Origin of the sequence: Enterococcus sp. DIV1444a, assembly GCF_051712125.1 — a bacterium.
In the GTDB taxonomy this organism is placed as follows: domain Bacteria; phylum Bacillota; class Bacilli; order Lactobacillales; family Enterococcaceae; genus Enterococcus; species Enterococcus faecalis.
Genome location: NZ_JBIOOG010000001.1, coordinates 2,523,561 through 2,540,468 on the forward strand (window position 1 = coordinate 2,523,561; position 16,908 = coordinate 2,540,468).

Annotated in this window: 17 protein-coding genes; 4 read left to right on the top strand and 13 right to left on the bottom strand. The window is 38.0% G+C overall.

Features of this window, described 5'->3' with window-relative positions; genetic code table 11:
* Window positions 1–95: 95 nt before the first annotated feature.
* From truA to gst, 5 genes are all read right to left on the bottom strand, one after another.
* Window positions 96–836 (bottom strand): tRNA pseudouridine(38-40) synthase TruA, encoded by a 741-nt coding sequence (truA, locus tag IGI87_RS12145; protein ID WP_438737185.1) that lies wholly within the window; start codon window positions 834–836, stop codon window positions 96–98.
* A gap of 111 nt (window positions 837–947) precedes the next feature.
* Window positions 948–2,729, bottom strand: a complete 1,782-nt coding sequence (locus tag IGI87_RS12150; RefSeq protein WP_438737187.1) for a DNA-binding protein — start codon at window positions 2,727–2,729, stop codon at window positions 948–950.
* A gap of 151 nt (window positions 2,730–2,880) precedes the next feature.
* Window positions 2,881–3,807: an anti-sigma factor gene (locus IGI87_RS12155; RefSeq protein ID WP_104855182.1), complete on the bottom strand. Its 927-nt coding sequence runs from the start codon at window positions 3,805–3,807 to the stop codon at window positions 2,881–2,883.
* Window positions 3,808–3,809: 2 nt separating this feature from the next.
* Window positions 3,810–4,274 carry an RNA polymerase sigma factor gene (locus IGI87_RS12160; RefSeq protein WP_104855183.1) on the bottom strand — a complete coding sequence of 155 codons (465 nt, stop codon included), beginning with the start codon at window positions 4,272–4,274 and terminating at the stop codon, window positions 3,810–3,812.
* Between the two features lie 137 nt (window positions 4,275–4,411).
* Window positions 4,412–4,921 carry a DinB family glutathione transferase gene (gst, locus tag IGI87_RS12165; protein WP_104855184.1) on the bottom strand — a complete coding sequence of 170 codons (510 nt, stop codon included), beginning with the start codon at window positions 4,919–4,921 and terminating at the stop codon, window positions 4,412–4,414.
* Between the two features lie 331 nt (window positions 4,922–5,252).
* Between gst and IGI87_RS12170 the strand changes: the two genes are divergently transcribed.
* Window positions 5,253–6,656: a dicarboxylate/amino acid:cation symporter gene (locus tag IGI87_RS12170; RefSeq protein WP_438737189.1), complete on the top strand. Its 1,404-nt coding sequence runs from the start codon at window positions 5,253–5,255 to the stop codon at window positions 6,654–6,656.
* A 97-nt stretch (window positions 6,657–6,753) separates the two neighbouring features.
* On the opposite strand, the gene IGI87_RS12175 is transcribed toward IGI87_RS12170, so the two are convergent.
* Window positions 6,754–7,596 carry an LEM-3-like GIY-YIG domain-containing protein gene (locus tag IGI87_RS12175; protein ID WP_438737191.1) on the bottom strand — a complete coding sequence of 281 codons (843 nt, stop codon included), beginning with the start codon at window positions 7,594–7,596 and terminating at the stop codon, window positions 6,754–6,756.
* 47 nt (window positions 7,597–7,643) lie between these two features.
* Window positions 7,644–8,123 (bottom strand): 23S rRNA (pseudouridine(1915)-N(3))-methyltransferase RlmH, encoded by a 480-nt coding sequence (rlmH, locus tag IGI87_RS12180; RefSeq protein WP_438737193.1) that lies wholly within the window; start codon window positions 8,121–8,123, stop codon window positions 7,644–7,646.
* A gap of 400 nt (window positions 8,124–8,523) precedes the next feature.
* Between rlmH and IGI87_RS12185 the strand changes: the two genes are divergently transcribed.
* Window positions 8,524–9,822: a S1C family serine protease gene (locus IGI87_RS12185; protein ID WP_342214538.1), complete on the top strand. Its 1,299-nt coding sequence runs from the start codon at window positions 8,524–8,526 to the stop codon at window positions 9,820–9,822.
* Between the two features lie 56 nt (window positions 9,823–9,878).
* Here IGI87_RS12185 and ytpR read toward each other — a convergent pair whose 3' ends face one another.
* The 4 genes from ytpR to pepA all read right to left on the bottom strand — a co-directional run bounded on the left by ytpR (window position 9,879) and on the right by pepA (window position 12,715).
* Complete coding sequence (ytpR, locus tag IGI87_RS12190; RefSeq protein ID WP_129317351.1) at window positions 9,879–10,499, bottom strand: YtpR family tRNA-binding protein; 621 nt, start codon at window positions 10,497–10,499, stop codon at window positions 9,879–9,881.
* 210 nt (window positions 10,500–10,709) lie between these two features.
* Window positions 10,710–11,165 carry a universal stress protein gene (locus IGI87_RS12195; protein WP_002385249.1) on the bottom strand — a complete coding sequence of 152 codons (456 nt, stop codon included), beginning with the start codon at window positions 11,163–11,165 and terminating at the stop codon, window positions 10,710–10,712.
* Window positions 11,166–11,312: 147 nt separating this feature from the next.
* Window positions 11,313–11,627: a thioredoxin family protein gene (locus tag IGI87_RS12200; RefSeq protein ID WP_002355015.1), complete on the bottom strand. Its 315-nt coding sequence runs from the start codon at window positions 11,625–11,627 to the stop codon at window positions 11,313–11,315.
* Between the two features lie 11 nt (window positions 11,628–11,638).
* Window positions 11,639–12,715, bottom strand: coding sequence for a glutamyl aminopeptidase (gene pepA, locus IGI87_RS12205; RefSeq protein ID WP_104858270.1), 1,077 nt, complete (start codon window positions 12,713–12,715; stop codon window positions 11,639–11,641).
* A gap of 307 nt (window positions 12,716–13,022) precedes the next feature.
* Here pepA and IGI87_RS12210 point away from each other — a divergent pair, with 307 nt between their 5' ends.
* Both IGI87_RS12210 and IGI87_RS12215 read left to right on the top strand, forming a co-directional pair.
* On the top strand, window positions 13,023–13,364 hold the full coding sequence (locus IGI87_RS12210) for a PepSY domain-containing protein (RefSeq protein ID WP_002355012.1): 342 nt from the start codon (window positions 13,023–13,025) through the stop codon (window positions 13,362–13,364).
* A gap of 318 nt (window positions 13,365–13,682) precedes the next feature.
* Window positions 13,683–15,338: a peptide ABC transporter substrate-binding protein gene (locus tag IGI87_RS12215; protein ID WP_280211559.1), complete on the top strand. Its 1,656-nt coding sequence runs from the start codon at window positions 13,683–13,685 to the stop codon at window positions 15,336–15,338.
* Between the two features lie 37 nt (window positions 15,339–15,375).
* Here the strand turns inward: IGI87_RS12215 and IGI87_RS12220 are convergent, their stop codons facing one another.
* Together IGI87_RS12220 and IGI87_RS12225 are read right to left on the bottom strand one after the other, a co-directional pair.
* Window positions 15,376–15,927: a DNA-3-methyladenine glycosylase I gene (locus IGI87_RS12220; RefSeq protein ID WP_438737198.1), complete on the bottom strand. Its 552-nt coding sequence runs from the start codon at window positions 15,925–15,927 to the stop codon at window positions 15,376–15,378.
* A gap of 76 nt (window positions 15,928–16,003) precedes the next feature.
* On the bottom strand, window positions 16,004–16,780 hold the full coding sequence (locus IGI87_RS12225) for a peptidase C39 family protein (protein ID WP_164982927.1): 777 nt from the start codon (window positions 16,778–16,780) through the stop codon (window positions 16,004–16,006).
* Window positions 16,781–16,908 lie beyond the last annotated feature (128 nt).

Sequence of the window (16,908 nt, forward strand, 5' to 3'; positions counted from 1 at the left end):
ACCTCTTTCTATTGTTAATCTCTTCTTAACGTTAGCACTTTTTAGATGAAGTTCAACTTTTTAATTGGTGTGGTTAAAGAAAATTTATTTTTTTGTTATTTATAATACACTTCATCTAAAAACAACCCTTGTGCAGGAGCCGTTTCACCTGCGCCTTCTCGGACTTTTGTTGCGAATAATTCGTCAATTATCGCTAATTCTTTGGTGCCGGCACCAATTTCTAAAAGTGTCCCAACGAGGATGCGGACCATTTTATGCAAGAAACCATTGCCCACAAAAGTGAACTGTAACATTTCACCGTTTCTTTCAATCGTAATCTTTTCAATCGTTCGAGTGGTCGATTTTTTGGTTTTTTTCAATGCTGAAAAGCCAATAAAATCATGGGTCCCTATTAATTTTTGGCAAGCTTGTTCCATTTTTTCTTGATCCAACGCTTTGGGAAAGTGAAAGCTATGATACCGTTCAAAAGCATTAGGAATTGGGCTATTCCAAACATAGTAGCTATATTGTTTGCCTGTGGCGTTATACCGTGCATGAAAACGTTCAGGCATTTCTGTGACTGCTTTAACAACAATATCGCCAGGTAAATATCGATTTAAAAAGGATAACATTTCGTTCGTTGTCAGTGAACTAGTCGTTTTAAAATTCGCTACTTGACCACGTGCATGTGTGCCAGCATCCGTTCTGCCTGAACCAATAATTTCAATCGGTTCACCCGTCATCTGTGTTAAAATACTTTCAATTTTTCCTTGAATCGTTTTCTCTGAATTGCCTAGTCGTTGCCAACCTGAGTATCTTTTACCATCGTATTCAATGGTTAATTTTATGTTGCGCATGGGCGAAGCTCCTTCGTTTTCTTTTTCTCTCTTATCATAGCAGAATTAAGTGGATTTTTCTTCTTTCCCAAGAATAAAACACCTCTTTTTCATAGAAAAGAGGTGTTTTATTTAATTTAATCCTGCAATTTTCAATTCTTCAACATTCGCTGCTTTAGCATTTTCAGTCACTACGGCTTTAAATGACACTTGGTCGCCCTCTTTTAAGAATAGCGCCAGCGGACTGTTATTAGTTGTTACGCTAAAAATGGTTTTTTCATCTTCTAGTAAAAATGAAACTACCGTTTGCGCTTCCCCAGCTACTACTGAGACACGAGCAACTTTACCTTGCATCGTTTTCAAGTTGGCTTTATCTGTATTTTCATTGTTGCTTCCTTTGGTTACTAACTCAATTCGGTAAGCGTCCAATGCGCCTTGTGCCGTGTCTGCATCAATCACAATATCGTTATCTACAGCGTTTATATAAACATATTTTTTGAAAATCCCTTTACTGTCCATTAACGAAACAATCCATGTTGGCACGCCATCAATGTTATAAAGGACTGGCATACTAGCTTTCCATTTCTTTTCTGGATAAATTTTTGAGGCGATAGAAATGGCGCCATCACTATCCATAATGCCGACTTTAGTATCACGATAATACGTAACTTGGCCTGTTCGTGCATTGATTAAGGAATAACCTAAAGCAGAATCTTGGTCTTTTTCACTACTTGTAAAGTCCGTAAAATAAAGCAATTGGTTCCCTTCTTTGTTCATCATCGGCGTAATTTGTCCTGATGCATAAATGCCATTTTCAGTTGGAATTTTGACGTCTTTTTTGGCACCAAACATCGTCTGGTTCCACCAGCCTTGACTGTAACGACCAAAGAATTCATTTAAGCTATTCGCCGCTGAACTAGTAATCGGCGCATCAACGAAACTTGGGGCTTTTTGACTGTCATAAACGTTGACTTCGCCTGTTGTAGCATTCAATACTGCCGTTTTAAATTCATTATAGTGCATACGACCAGAAACGCCATACTCTTTGTAAAGCGTTTGAATATAGTAAGGATTCCCTTGGTCGTCCAGCTCTAAATTGATTGTGCCAGTTGCTGCATAACCTGGATAAGCAGAGTAAATTTTTCGTGCGGCATCTTTGCCAAAGTAAGCTGAGGGAGTGTAAACAATTGGTTTTTCTACAAATTCTGGCTGTGCGTTGATATCTGTCGCACTAATGATGAAATAGCCAGGTACTTCCCCCAGTTTTAGCCATTTAAAGAAGCCATTAAATTCGACTGTTGCTACATAAACATACTCGCCATTGACAACTTGTGCCGTTATACCATCCAAAGTAAACATATTGGAATTGGGAATGACAGAAAATTTCTGTAACATTTTTCGTTTCGCCGTTTGTGGTGCAATCGCAATTGGCGTTTCTTTCGCCGAAGTTAAAACTTCAGCTTTTTCTTCCGTTTTTAAAGGAATCGTTTGATAAATTTCATCAATAGAAGAAATTCTGGTAATACTACTGACAATGGTCAACAAAATCATTGCCAAAACGGCAACACCCATAATTTTGCCAGACCAGTCTTTGTTAGCCGTTTTGTTGGTATTCTTCCCTACTTCTTTGCGGAACTTTTGGAGACCAGGAACTTCGACTTTACTAGCTAAGCGTGTACCTAATAACACCCCACTAGCAATCACTGCGCCAATCAAATTAATCCACAACACGGTTGAAAGATTTTTACTTGGCAAAGTCACAAATAAAAAGATACCTAACAAGAGCAATTCCATCACCATTAATAGAATGGTCCCCTTACTCTTTTTCCCTTTATTCGCTACAATTTTGGCGCCATTCGCAACTAAGATTCCGATACCAAAAAATAACGTTAACCCAATAAAATTAAAAAACATTCACTTGTCCTCCTCATAGATAAGTAAAAAAAGTGCTCCCACGCATTGTAGAAGCACTTTCTGTGATCCATTCTATTATAACGTTTTCTATTTTTACTGACAATATCGTTGAAGCAAAATCAGTCGGAAGGCTTAGAATTTTGAAGAACGTTTATTTCTCTGGCTGAATATAGGGAACGATAGGTGCCGTCACGCCAATTGAAGCACCACGAACAAAAGGTTCATTTTGTAAGGCTTTGAAATTTTTGGTTTGTCCGGTGAGCATGACTCCCCAAACAGGTAATTTTTCGACTTTTTTATTTTTATTTTGTTGGATAAACTTTTGGCCTTCTTGGTTGTCAGCAAACATGGGGGATTTTTCTAAGGTTTCAAAAAAGTGTTGCTTATCATTTTCAGGATCAAATATTTCGTTGTGATCGTCCATGCTTAATTGAAAACCATAAGGTAGCGTACCTGAAGGACCTTCTGTTTCATTAACCGTTTCGGAGTAAACATAGAGCCAAACTAAGTTGACATTACTTGGCAACATTTTACGGACTTCTTCATATGGATAAGGTTTATCAAAAGAAATCGCCACTTCCGCTACTTGGTTTTCCATTTTGTCTAATTCAGTTAATTCATTTTTGATACCACCATAGTAATTGGTAATCGCTGGGTTATAAAAAGACGCCACTTTCTGCTTAGTTTGGCGGTTGTATTCATAAAAATTCTTAGAAGAATAATAGCTGCCAGGATAGGCTTCATTCCAGTCAATCGAATTTCTGAAAAAGCTATATCTGCTGCGTAAATTACTCCATTCCACCGTGTAACCATCAATATTTTTTGAACGATTGGTCACAACTTCGCCCCCAAAAGGCGAACTATTAGCAATTACTTGGGAGTCTAATTGAGTGTTTGGTGAAGCAATCATTTCTTGATCATTAATTACTTCTAGTAAGGCCTGATAGTTTTTCGTCGAAAGTTTATCCATTCCCACAAAAAAACCGACAAACAATACGACAAAACTAACAACGGTTATTGCACCAATCACGAGAAATTGTTTTCTTTTCGCTTTACGAATACTTTTTTTTAAATCCACTGCTATTCCTCCAGTTCTTTTTTTAGTTTTTGACGTGTGCGATACAATTTTTTGCGAACATTTTCAACAGATACTTCTAAAATTAACGCAATCTCGGCATACGATAATTGATAATAATATTTTAAAAGTAATAGTTCTTGTTCCTCATCTTTTAAGGAATCAATCAATAATAATAACTCTTGACCTTCCATTTTTTCTATTGATTGCACAGGATGACTGTTTGCCACAAAAGTGCGTTCTCGCTTCTTTTTTCGATACATCGTAATGTAGTAATTAAATGTTACTCGGAAAAACCACGGGCGTAGATTTTCGGACGTAATTTCAGGTAATATTGAAAAAATCGTTGTATATGTTTGCGACACTGCATCTTGTGCATCTTCAAGACTTGCTCCTCGGCGAATCAAGACTTGGATGACTTCTTGCCCCAAAGAAAATAGTACTTCGTCAAAATTTGCCTCCTTTTTCATCTGATTGCTCCTTTCACTTATACAACGTTTCAACTAAGGAAAAAGTGGACAGTCCTTCGTTCATTTTTTTATGTATTTTTTCTTTCAATAAAAAATGCTCCTGCTTAGGCAGAAGCATTTTTATTTTTGCTTATTTATCATTTTCCAATGACTAATCTTCGTGTATAAACAGCTTGCCCAGAATGCATCACTGCATCATCAATCGCTGAAACTAAACGTACTTGTCTAGTCACGGGTGGGGTCCAATTTTTATCAATCACGTCTGACAATTGTTCTTCTTTGACTTGGTCTAAATAGCTTTTGGTAAGTGCCACACTAGCAGCCAAATAGTCACTAAGCAATTGCTTTTCTGCCACCACGACTTTCGCCGCTTCTTCTGGTGTGTGATGCCAGTCTTCTGTCTCATCTGGCAAATCCAAGGCAAATTTTTCTGTCCAGTGTTGACTAAGCCATAACGGATCACTATGATTAAGTGCGGAAATTTGTAGGTCTAATTCTCTGGCTGTGTGCCACATTAGCCAAGTAACAGACTTAATTAATGGCGCGGGCATCGTGTTTGCTTCGGCAACGGTCATTTGCGCAAGTGTTTCTTCAAAACGTTCGTGCGCTCGGTCAAGGGTTTCACTAGAAAGTTGAGTGACTTTCATAAAAATACCTCCTTTGTGTTGGTGCCTGTTTTTCCGTTTCTATTTTCTATTATACTGCAAAAAAATCCGTTGTAGTTCTTTTTTGGCTGCTTAATCTTCGGAAAGAGTAAGGTCACTTTCTTTCTTCAAAAATAACACCCCCCTAAGTAAAAAAGAATTGACAATTCTCGTAGTTTCCCTTAGTATGTGGAAAAGTACCTTTAAGATAGTCCGAGAGGCTAACAAGGCAAAGTTCTGTAAAATTCTGTATTTTTGTATAATGAATGATACGAGATGTCTTGCCCTTTTTTTGTGTGCAAGGCTTTTTTTGCGCGGTGCTTAATCAATTTATTTGGGAGGCAACAAAGTGGAAAAGAAAAAACGTGAAGTGAAAGGTATCTCATTTACCAAAAAAATGGTGATTTCATTGGTGGGAGGATTAATCGTTGGGCTCGGCTTTTTATTTTTAAGAGAGCACCTTATTCGCAGCAATCAAGGCGCCGTGTGGCAGACAATCAATCAGATTCTTTTCCAAGATATTTCAGATCCTGAAAAAGGACAATCTGCGATTGGGCTTTTCTATATTATTGGTCAACTATTTATCAACGGCCTACAATTAGTGATTGTGCCGATGGTCTTTACTTCAATTACTTTAGCCATTTGTCATATTACCGATACGCAAAAATTAGGACGAATTTCTTATAAAACGATTTTTGGCTTTTTATCGATGTCACTGATTGCTCTACTAACAGCAGGGATTGTGGGCTATAGCGTATATTTAACTGGTGCTTTTAATGTGTCGTTATCTGAAGCGCTAGCTCCTGTCGAAGTAAGTACTAGCGGCAATCCATTAATGGTGATTGTCAATGCTGTCACGAAAAATATCGGTTCTGCATTTAGCGACAATGGTGCGATTTTAGCAGTTGTTGTGTTAGCAGTGATTACTGGTTTATGTATTAATGCATTAGGGGATAAAATTCGTGTTTTCAAAAAATTAATTGAAGAAGTCAATGCGATGGTCACGTTATTTTTAACCTTTGTAATTACTAAATTTGCTCCTATCGCCGTCTTTATGTTGTTAGTTCGGACGTTTGCTTCTTACGGGATTGATTATTTAAAACCAGCGTTAGTCTACGTCGTAACAACGACAGCGACGCTCTTAGCCTTTTTGATGATCGGCTACCCATTATTTATCTTATTTGCGACAAAATTAAATCCTGTTCCTTTTATTAAAAAGATTATGAAAGTTGTGGTCTTTGGATTTTCTACTTCTTCTTCGGCAGCCACTTTACCGTTAAATACAAAAACGACGGTTGAAGAGTTAGGTGTCGACAGCGATGTTGCCGCCTTTGTCTTGCCGTTAGGAATGACTATCAACATGAACGGCACAGCGATTATGCAAGTAATTGCGGCTATTTTTGTGGCGGGCGTCGCTGGTTATGAAGTGACACCAGCTAATATTGCCTTGATTGCCATTTTAGCTTTGATGTCATCTATTGGTACACCGGCGGCACCTGGCGCTGGCGGGATTATCCTTTTCACTATTTTAACTGGTTTAAACTATAACAATGAGATTGCGATTGCGACGTATTCATTGATTTTAGCCATTAATCGTCCAATCGAAATGCTCGTTACTAGCCTAAACGTGGTTGGTGATAGCGCCACTGCGATTTATGTCGCACATTCGGAAGATTTGTTGGATGAAGCCACTTATCTGACTGATGTCGCTGACTTGGAAAATGCGGAAGCGGAGTAATTAATGAAAAAGCAGACTTCTTGAATGGAAGTCTGCTTTTTTCGTTATTGTTATTTTGAATATATTCATAAAACAATAATTATTTTAAATAAAAATTCTAGTTATTAATATACGCAACAGCACTACCGCTACCAAACTTAATTCCTGGCAAACATTTTTTATATAAATTGAGCTCTTTTAACGTGTCCTTTCTACTTGATAAAGCTTGGAATGCATAACGAGTCAGGCCATTCTCAGATATTTTTGATTCTGAATACTTTGAAGAAACTTTGTATGCAGCAACAACAGCATTATCCGCTCCAGTGTTAATGGCTATAATATAGCGAATACGGTGTATTTTATCACGACCAATTACCCAGTTACCCAAGGTCCGCGATTTCAAGTTATCAACATCACGTAATGTATCATCTAATGGATACTCTTTCGTTTCATCCTTACTAAGGCGAAAAGCATCTCTGACTTTCACCGCTAGAATTAACTCATCTGTTGCTATTTCACTTATTGACATAGGTTGAAAACCAAAACATTCTTCAATGTCTTCCACTAACATAGCTTTAGAACCATGCCCTTTTACTAAGTTTGTCAACGGTAGCCTTTGAATAAGCCGTGCATAATTAATCAACGCATTTTCACTTGCAAAAGCCTCAGCTTCAGATAATCCATAACTAAGTATATAGCTTAGTACTTGCATCCCCAATGCATTTATCTCTTGAATCGTTTTTATTTTTAATGTTCCCGCTGTTTCATCGTTTTTTAATAAATTTGATTGTCGCAACAAATTTAGCGCAGCTTGTCGATGAGCAAAAACACGATTATCTTTCCCTTTACCAATATAAAAAGGTTGGTTGTTTCTTGGATCAACCAAACAGTATACATAATAAATATGCTGATTATCTTTTTGTAACTTATTTAGTGTTGGGGCAGAAAATTTATCTAACATCTATTTTGACTCCTTCTTTCTAAATTTCCGCTTCTTAAACACCGCCCCTACTTATGATACGGTTCCCCTTTCATAATCCGAAAACCTCGATAAATTTGTTCCACTAATACCAAACGCATTAACTGATGTGGATAAGTCAAGCGGCCAAAAGAAATTTGTTGATTACTTCGCTGAAGGACTGAATCACTGAGACCTAAAGAGCCACCAATGATAAAGGTTAGGTTACTTTTGCCACTAATCCCTAATTGTTCAATTTCTTTTGAAAATTCTTCACTAGATAATTGTTTGCCATTGATGGCTAAAACAAAGACGTATTCATTGTCATTAATTTTCCCCAAAATACGTTGGCCTTCTTTTTCTTTGACTTGAAGCATTTCAGCTTCACTGAGTTTTTCCGGGGCTTTTTCATCTGGTACTTCGATGATTTCCATCTTGGCATAGCTATTTAAACGTTTCAGATATTCATTAATGCCTTGAATCAGGTATTTTTCTTTCAGTTTTCCGACTGTTACTAGTTTAATTTTCACCTATTTCACTACTTTCTCGTTTTCTTTTCGTTCTTATTTTAGCACGAAGCTTTGCTACTTTCCACAACGTTTCCACATACTTATACACATATACACAGAGTTATCCACAGAACAAACCGGAAAATTACGTTATTTAACAGCTTTTTCAATACAAACACATATTCGCCACTTATTTGTCCACATTATCCACATTCTGTGGATAACTTTTCTAAAAACTGTACACAGACTTATTCCCGATTTGTTCACATTTTTCTGTGTATAACTTTTTCATTCGTATTTTTTCTGTAATTTTTCCCTAAGTTGTTCATAAAAAATTCAAAGCTATTCGATAGACTAAAGGAGTAGGAAACAGATATACTTAATATAGAAAATTCAGATGCACTTATTGGGAGGTTATTTTATGCAACGAAAAGATGTTACACCTAATTCAGATAAAAAAAGTTTATTGCAAAAATTTGGGATTGGTTTAGCTGGCGGCTTACTTGGTGGCGCCCTTATTCTAGGAGGCGCTTATTCTGGGATTATTCCCTCCCCCAACGGCGGAAATAATGCGGCGACGACGACATCCACTAACCATGGCGATACAAAAGTTAGCAATGTGAGTTACAATGTTTCTAGCGATGTCACAAAAGCCGTGAAAAAAGTTCAAAATTCTGTGGTTTCTGTCATTAATATGCAAAGTGCTAACAACAATTCTTCGGCAGATGATCCTTTTGGGGGATTGTTCGGTGGTAATGAAGGTACGCAAGACTCTTCTGGCAACAATGGTAACGATTTAGAAGCAGCCAGTGAAGGAAGCGGAGTTATTTATAAGAAAGATGGTAAAACGGCTTATGTCGTGACGAATAACCACGTCGTAGATAAAGCACAAGGATTGGAAGTTGTTTTATCTGATGGTACCAAAGTGAAAGGCGAACTAGTCGGAACCGATGCTTATACGGATTTAGCCGTGATTAAAATTTCTTCCGACAAGGTTGATCAAGTCGCTGAGTTTGGGAATTCTAGTAAACTCACAGTCGGTGAGCCTGCTATTGCGATTGGTTCCCCGCTAGGTTCTGATTATGCTAACTCTGTCACACAAGGAATCATCTCTTCTGTGAATAGAAATATTACCAATAAAAATGAGTCTGGTGAAACCATCAATATTAATGCCATTCAAACCGATGCTGCAATCAATCCAGGAAATTCTGGGGGCCCACTAATTAATATTGAAGGGCAAGTCATTGGAATTAACTCAGTAAAAATTGTGCAATCAACTAGTCAAGTGAGTGTTGAAGGGATGGGCTTTGCGATTCCAAGTAATGACGTAGTCAACATTATCAACCAATTAGAAAAAGATGGTAAAGTGACGCGGCCGGCTCTAGGGATTACGATGTCTGATTTAACAGGAATCTCTTCACAACAACAAGAACAAATTTTAAAAATTCCAGCTTCCGTAAAAACGGGCGTAGTAGTTCGTGGTGTTGAAGCAGCTACCCCTGCTGAAAAGGCTGGCTTGGAAAAATACGATGTTATCACGAAAGTTGACGGCCAAGACGTAAGCTCTACTACAGATTTACAAAGCGCGCTTTACAAGAAAAAAGTTGGCGACAAAATGGAAGTGACTTATTATCGTGGTTCTAAAGAAATGAAAGCAACCATCGATTTAACCATTGATAAATCAGCTTTAACGCAACAAAATAATCGCAGCAATCAATAAAAGTCAATAAAAGAAAGAAACGACCTGTTGTCTGAACAACAGGTCGTTTCTTTCTTTTATTCTCCTACCGCAAATGCAGAACCAACTTCTGCATCAAAAGGCAACTCTAAGATGCCTTTTTTAGCTGGTGCATTGGGTAAACGTAATTCTTTTGCTGAACAAATCATTCCAAAACTTTCTTCACCACGTAAAACCCCTGGCCAAATCATTAAGCCATCAGGCATCATTGCGCCTGGTTTGGCAACAACTACTTTTTGTCCTGCTTTGATATTCGGTGCGCCACAAACAATTTGTAAAATTTCGCCGTTGTCTACTTCTGTTTGTGTGATAGATAAATGATCTGAATCTGGGTGTTTTTTACATGATTTAACAAAACCGACCACAATTTTAGGGGTGTCGTCTTTTTCAATAGTTTCTGAAAATCCCGCATCTTTAATCGCTGTATTGACTTTTTCAATTTGTTCATCTGTTAAAGTCACTTGGCCTGTGCCATTAATGTCACCTAGAAGTGCTGAAGCGTTGAAAATATTCCAAGCTACCACCGTTTCTGGCGCCTCAACTAAACTTACACGTGCTACATCGCCAACACGTTTTACTTGGTTTTCCGCACCTTGATCGTCCGCAACGATGACAAGTAAAACATCACCAACGTGCTCTTTATTATATGCAAAAATCATTTCTGTTCCTCCTCTGTCGTTTTCCTGTCTTATCTTATCAAAAATTGACCCATTGTGCATACTTTTTTGTCGAAAAACTAAAAGACTTGGAAAATATGTCGCTACGACTTATTCTCCAAGTCCTCAATTTTGAGTGACAAGCCGTTGATCCTTTGGAAAAACCCAAAGAAACATTCGGTCAACTCTCTATTTAATCAATTACTTTTTTACTTATTTTTCTTCAGAGTGAACAATTAAGACATCGCAAGGGGCTTGACGAATAATGTAGCTACTGACGCTTCCCATAACCACACGTTCGACGGCGTTTAATCCTGATTGTCCCACCATAATTAAATCAACATTGTATTTTTCAGGTAATTCATGACTCATGACTTCTTTGGGTGAACCAAACATGGTAACTGTTTCAACATTATGAAAATCAACGCTTTCCGCATACTTTTTACAATCGGCCATTAATTCTTCTGCAGCAGCTGTTTCTTGATCAATTAATTGATCATTTAACGTCGAATACCCCATCATTGTGTACACTTGATTTTCTAAAATATTTGCAACAATGACTCGGCTTCCGTTTCGACGAGCAACCTCAATTGCACGTTCATAAGCTAAATTGGCTTGATCACTACCGTCTACGCCGACAAGAATATTTTTATACATTTGTTCTTCCATTTTCGTCACCTTCCCGATGGAGGCTGATCTAAAAGGCTTCTTTGACTAAGAAACTAGAGTCAAAAACGAATTTAGGACCCTTGTGCAGAACGCCCTTTTGTCCAGCTGATTCTCTCTTAATTTAATGGTTCCTCTGGTTCATGAAAATTAGCCTAAGCTAGTTAAAAATGCACTGATTTCTTCTTTTGTTTTTCGGTCTTTGTTTACTAAGCGTCCTAACTCTTGACCGTTTTCAATTACGACAAAACTCGGAATACCAAAAATATTCCACTCGGCAGCCACGTCAATAAACTGATCACGGTCGACTTCGATAAATTGAAACGCTGGAAATGCTTCTTCAATTTCAGGCATGACTGGTTTAATGAAACGACAGTCTCCGCACCAATCAGCAGTAAAGAAGAAAACATTTTTACCTTTTTCAACATAAGTGGCTAGTTCTTCTAATGAATTGGGATAAATCATTTAAACATCCTCTACTTTCCGTAAACAATTGTATTAACTGTTGATTTATCCAAGCCACGTAATGCTTGTAACAACATTTCCCGCGCTGCTTCATAATCCGCAATACTAAACATTGTTTGATGCGTATGGATGTAACGACCACAAACGCCGATGACTGTACTTGGTACACCATTATTAGTTGTGTGCGCAGCCCCAGCATCCGTTCCGCCTTTAGAAACAAAATATTGATACGGAATATTGTGTGTCGCTGCTGTATCTAATAAATATTCACGTAAGCGAGGCAATGTGATCAAACCTGGGTCGAAAATCCGTAATAACGTTCCTTCACCTAAATGACCATACGTCCCTTTTTTCGTGTGAATATCATCTGCCGCTGAACAATCCACCGCAAAGAAGATATCTGGATTAAATTTATGAACAGATGGTTTAGAACCACGTAAACCAACTTCTTCTTGTACGTTTGCTCCAGCAATTAATGTGTGGCCTAATTCTTCATTTTGTAACGTTTCCAATGCATCTAATACCAACGTACAACCATAGCGGTTATCCCATGATTTACTGATAATATTTTTGCCATTGGCTGTTTTAATCGTTTCTGTTTGTGGAACAATGGAATCCCCTGGACGAACACCAAAGCTTTCAGCTTCTTCTTTTGAAGAGAATCCTGCATCAAATAACACATCAGAGACTTCTAATTGTTTTTGACCACTCGTACCACGTAACAAGTGTGGCGGAATAGATGAAGAAATACATGGATAGTTCCCTTTACTTGTTTTTAACGTAAAACGTTGTGCTGAAACAACATAGGGATTCCAACCACCTAAAGGAACCACTTGGAATAGACCATTATCGTTAATTTGAGTTAACATGAAGCCAACTTCGTCCATGTGGGCTGCTACCATTACGCGGGGCGCTGCTTCCACTTTTGAACGTTTAAGCCCAAAAATACCACCTAAACCATCATATTGAACTTCGTCCACTAAAGGGGTGATATGTTCTTTCATATACGCGCGAATGTCATCTTCAAATCCGCTAGTTCCTTGTAATTCAGTTAATTCCTTAATTCGTTGAAATGTTTTTTCTTCCATAGATGTATGTCCTATTGCTTTTGATTTGTTGGAAATTACGCCAACCAAGCGTCACTTTTCCTCTAAAAAAGTCACTTTATCCTGTCGATAAAAATAGGTACTCCTTTCATATGATTTCACTCTTATTATAACGCAAATACTAGAAAATGCACATCGCTTTCTCTTTTTAAACGTGACAATGAGAATGCCCTAAAAGAATGATTGAAAAACTTTTTTTATTTCTCAGCGGCCCCTTCTCTATGGTAAAATAAGAGTGATACTGACAAAAGTAATAGTAAGCAGAAACCGACCAAGGGAGGTCATACAAATGAACGAAGAAAATGAGTTGACATACTTTAAAGGCGGCTTAGCGCTAGGCGTTGGTCTTGGTTTAGTAGGCGGCATTGCCTCAACCTTGTTCTACCATAAGAAAAAAACAATCTCCGCTGATCTCGTCTTAGAAAATGTAAAAGCTGCTTTTTTAAAAGAAGGACCGATTGAAGGTTCGTGGATTGAGTTTGAGAAAAAACCCTTGCGGAAATTCGCCATCCACTCCAAAACGTATACTGGCGGAATTTGTCGTATTGAAGACGACGGCATTGTTCAATACGAATTCACTGCAGATGCCTACACAGGAACTGTCATTGACATCCAACGATTAAAAGATTAAAAAGATTGTTACAAAAGCACTTATTTGCTTTTGTAACAATCTTTTTTTCTTCTCATTTCTTTTTTGTAAAAGGGATGTTTATTTTATGTCAAAAAAATCAAATCAATGATGAATAAATACTCAAAAATAGAATATTTTCTGCATGGAAATCAGCTTAAATCTTTACTTATCAACGTTTGTCCGCTTTTTTCATAAAAAAGATTAGACATTTTTTAAAAATTGATAAAAGAATAATCATTTCTAACGATTTTTTAATTTCTCCTTTTCATTTTTACATTATACTGAGAGTATTGCTAAAAATGAAAAGGAGCGTGTCAAATGAAGAAATCTGTTTTATTTACTTCATTACTTGTATTATCAAGCTTAGCTTTAGCGGCCTGCGGCGGTGGCAGTGACGATAAAGGAGCAAACAACGGTGGCAGCAACAACCAAGTATTCACAATGGTTGAATCCCAAGAAATGCCTAGTGCCGATCCGTCTCTTGCGACAGACGAAGTGAGTTTTACCACTTTAAATAATGTCTACGAAGGAATCTATCGTTTAGATAAAGACAACAAACCTGCGCCTGCTGGGGCAGCCGAAAAAGCAACTGTTTCAGAAGACGGTTTAGTTTACAAAGTTAAATTACGTGAAGAATCAAAATGGTCTGATGGCAAACCGGTTACTGCTGCAGATTACGTTTACGGTTGGCAACGAACAGTGGACCCGGCCACTGCTTCAGAATATGCCTACATGTTTGAACCAGTAAAAAATGCTGAAAAAATTTCTAAAGGGGAACTACCTAAAGAAGAATTGGGTATTAAAGCAATCAATGATCATGAATTAGAAATCACCTTAGAAACAGCAACGCCATATTTTGACGATTTATTGGCTTTCCCTTCTTTCTTGCCGCAACGTCAAGATATCGTTGAACGTTTTGGTAAAGATTATACAAAGAGTAGCGATAAAGCAGTCTACAATGGTCCATTTACGCTAACTGAGTTTGATGGTCCCGGAACAGATACTAAATGGTCTTTAACTAAAAATGAAGAATATTGGGACAAGGATACAGTTAAGTTAGACAAAGTAGCTATCAACGTGGTGAAAGAAGCCCCAACTGCCTTAAATCTTTATGAAACTGGTGAAGTGGATGATACGTATTTATCTGGCGAACTGGCGCAACAAATGCAAAACTCGCCTGACTTGGTCCAATTAAAAGCCGCTTCTTCTTTCTATTTAGAAATGAATCAAGCAGATGAAAAATCACCATTGACCAATGCAAACTTACGTCGTGCTATGTCTTATGCGATCGATCGCGATTCATTAGCTAAAAACATTTTAGCCAATGGCTCTCTTCCTTCACAAGGCTTCGTCCCTGTGGATGTCGCGAAATCACCAAAAACGGGTGAAGACTTTGTTAAAGAAGCTGGCAGCGACAAATTAGTCAAATACGACAAGAAAAAAGCGGTGGAATACTGGAACAAAGCGAAACAAGAACTTGGTGTTTCCAACTTAACAGTTGATTTAATGGTAGACGACTCTGAAGGCGCTAAAAAAATGGGCGAATATCTTCAAGGATCACTGTCTGATACGTTGGAAGGCTTAAAAGTAACTGTAACGCCCGTCCCTATGGCCGTTCGTTTAGATCGTACCTTAAAAGGAGATTTCCAAATCGCCGTGCGTGGTTGGAGTGCCGACTATTCAGACCCAATTAACTTCTTAGATTTATTAGAAAGCTCAACTTCTAATAACCGTGGACGCTACAGCAATCCTGAATACGACAAATTCATCGCTGCTTCAAAAACCACGGATGTTAACGATCCTGAAAAACGCTGGGAAGATTTAATCAACGCTGAAAAAACAGTAATTGCTGATATGGGCGTTGTGCCAATTTACCAAAAAGCAGAATCACATTTACGTGCACCAAACGTGAAAGAAATTATTTATCATCCAACAGGTGCTAAATACGACTTCAAGTGGGCGTATAAAGAATAAAATAAAAGGCTCCTTCAATTTTGGAAGGAGCCTTTTATTATTTATATTGACACGTTTCTAAATGATCATTCACCAAACCTGCTGCCTGTAAAAAGGAATAGACTGTCGTTGCGCCTAAAAATTTAAACCCTCGTTTTTTTAATGCTCGACTAATCTGTTGCGATAATTCCGTGGAGGCTGGAACCTCTTCTGGCCGTTGCCAGTGATTAACGATTGGTTGCTGATCGACAAAGTTCCAAAGGTAGCGATCAAAGGAGCCAAATTCTGCCTGAATTTCTTGAAAAACTTGCGCATTCGTGATGGTCGCTTGAATTTTTAAACGATGACGAATCACACCAGGATTTGCTAGTAAAGCTAAAATTTTTTCCTCGTCATATCGTGCAATTTCCCGATAATCAAACGCATCATAAGCTGCCCTGAGCGCTTCTCGTTTATTCAAAATAATCGCCCAGATTAAGCCCGCTTGCATACTTTCCAAGGACAACAACTCAAATAATTTCTGTTCTTCATGAACTGGACGTCCCCATTCATCATCATGATAGGCTTGCATCTCTTCACTTGTATTCATTGCCCAAGTACATCGCTCCATTGTCCTGCCTCCTTTTATTTAATAAAAAAGATGCGAATAAAGGGTCCTGCCTGTTGTTCCACACCTTTTCCTATTCCTAATAAAATGCCCAGAAGTTTAACGCTTCATTCATGACTTCTTCGTCTGTAAATGTCCGTTTTGAATGGCCCTTTTCTTCTGAATCGTTTGGATCATTAATCCAGAAATCGCCTTTTTCATCCACACCACTCATCACCATAATGTGACCCGTTGTAGTGAAATAGCCCGGTTTTACAGAAATAATGACTGGATGACCTTCCTTCAAGAAAGCGGCCACTGTTTCAATATCCCCAATTTCTTGACAGTTATAGCCTTTCATTTCAGCATATGCACCAAAAATAGACCACGCCGTTCCTTGCCCTTCCATAAAGAAGTCATTTTTTGCCCAAGCTAACACATCCAGAGGGGTAACTTCTTGGTGATCCATGTAAGAACCCACCATTGCAAGCGACACAATCGCACAGCCATTAATTTCGATTGTATTCGGCTTATCCACATTGCCAAATCCGTATGCGGTGTCTTTCCATTTAGCATCTGTCTGCAATTCTAACGGCAAATCCAGATGTCCATTATATTGCTTCTTTTCAATTTCTTGATTGACCTGTTGTCCATAGCTTAAAGGTTTGACTTTTTTCTCAATTTTAACTGGTGCTGGTTCTTTTGTTTTACTTGATTCAGCACTAGCTTTGACATATGAATCATCAAACCAACTTGAAAACCCACCCGATTTCATCGGCGAAAACTGCGCTAACAACCCGCCAAAGCCAAACGATACCAACAACACCGTGAGAACTTTTTTTTGGTAACCTGATGGTTTTTTTGACATACTATTCATCCTTTTCTATCTATTGACTACATCCAATAATCTTATGTATTTCTTATATGCTCACACATTATACTACTTTCTTTTTCGAAAAACAGAAACGTTGGTAAATTCTCATAATTATCGAAGGCGAACATATT

Coding starts and splice junctions, on each gene's coding strand:
- IGI87_RS12200 (WP_002355015.1), bottom strand. CDS start 11,627: ATGATTTATCCCAATTCATTAGAAGAACTAGCCACTTATGTTGAAAAA.
- IGI87_RS12225 (WP_164982927.1), bottom strand. CDS start 16,780: ATGAATAGTATGTCAAAAAAACCATCAGGTTACCAAAAAAAAGTTCTC.
- IGI87_RS12210 (WP_002355012.1), top strand. CDS start 13,023: ATGAACGAAGAAAATGAGTTGACATACTTTAAAGGCGGCTTAGCGCTA.
- IGI87_RS12175 (WP_438737191.1), bottom strand. CDS start 7,596: ATGTTAGATAAATTTTCTGCCCCAACACTAAATAAGTTACAAAAAGAT.
- ytpR (WP_129317351.1), bottom strand. CDS start 10,499: ATGATTTTTGCATATAATAAAGAGCACGTTGGTGATGTTTTACTTGTC.
- IGI87_RS12215 (WP_280211559.1), top strand. CDS start 13,683: ATGAAGAAATCTGTTTTATTTACTTCATTACTTGTATTATCAAGCTTA.
- IGI87_RS12185 (WP_342214538.1), top strand. CDS start 8,524: ATGCAACGAAAAGATGTTACACCTAATTCAGATAAAAAAAGTTTATTG.
- IGI87_RS12195 (WP_002385249.1), bottom strand. CDS start 11,165: ATGGAAGAACAAATGTATAAAAATATTCTTGTCGGCGTAGACGGTAGT.
- truA (WP_438737185.1), bottom strand. CDS start 836: ATGCGCAACATAAAATTAACCATTGAATACGATGGTAAAAGATACTCA.
- IGI87_RS12160 (WP_104855183.1), bottom strand. CDS start 4,274: ATGAAAAAGGAGGCAAATTTTGACGAAGTACTATTTTCTTTGGGGCAA.
- IGI87_RS12150 (WP_438737187.1), bottom strand. CDS start 2,729: ATGTTTTTTAATTTTATTGGGTTAACGTTATTTTTTGGTATCGGAATC.
- pepA (WP_104858270.1), bottom strand. CDS start 12,715: ATGGAAGAAAAAACATTTCAACGAATTAAGGAATTAACTGAATTACAA.
- gst (WP_104855184.1), bottom strand. CDS start 4,921: ATGAAAGTCACTCAACTTTCTAGTGAAACCCTTGACCGAGCGCACGAA.
- IGI87_RS12220 (WP_438737198.1), bottom strand. CDS start 15,927: ATGGAGCGATGTACTTGGGCAATGAATACAAGTGAAGAGATGCAAGCC.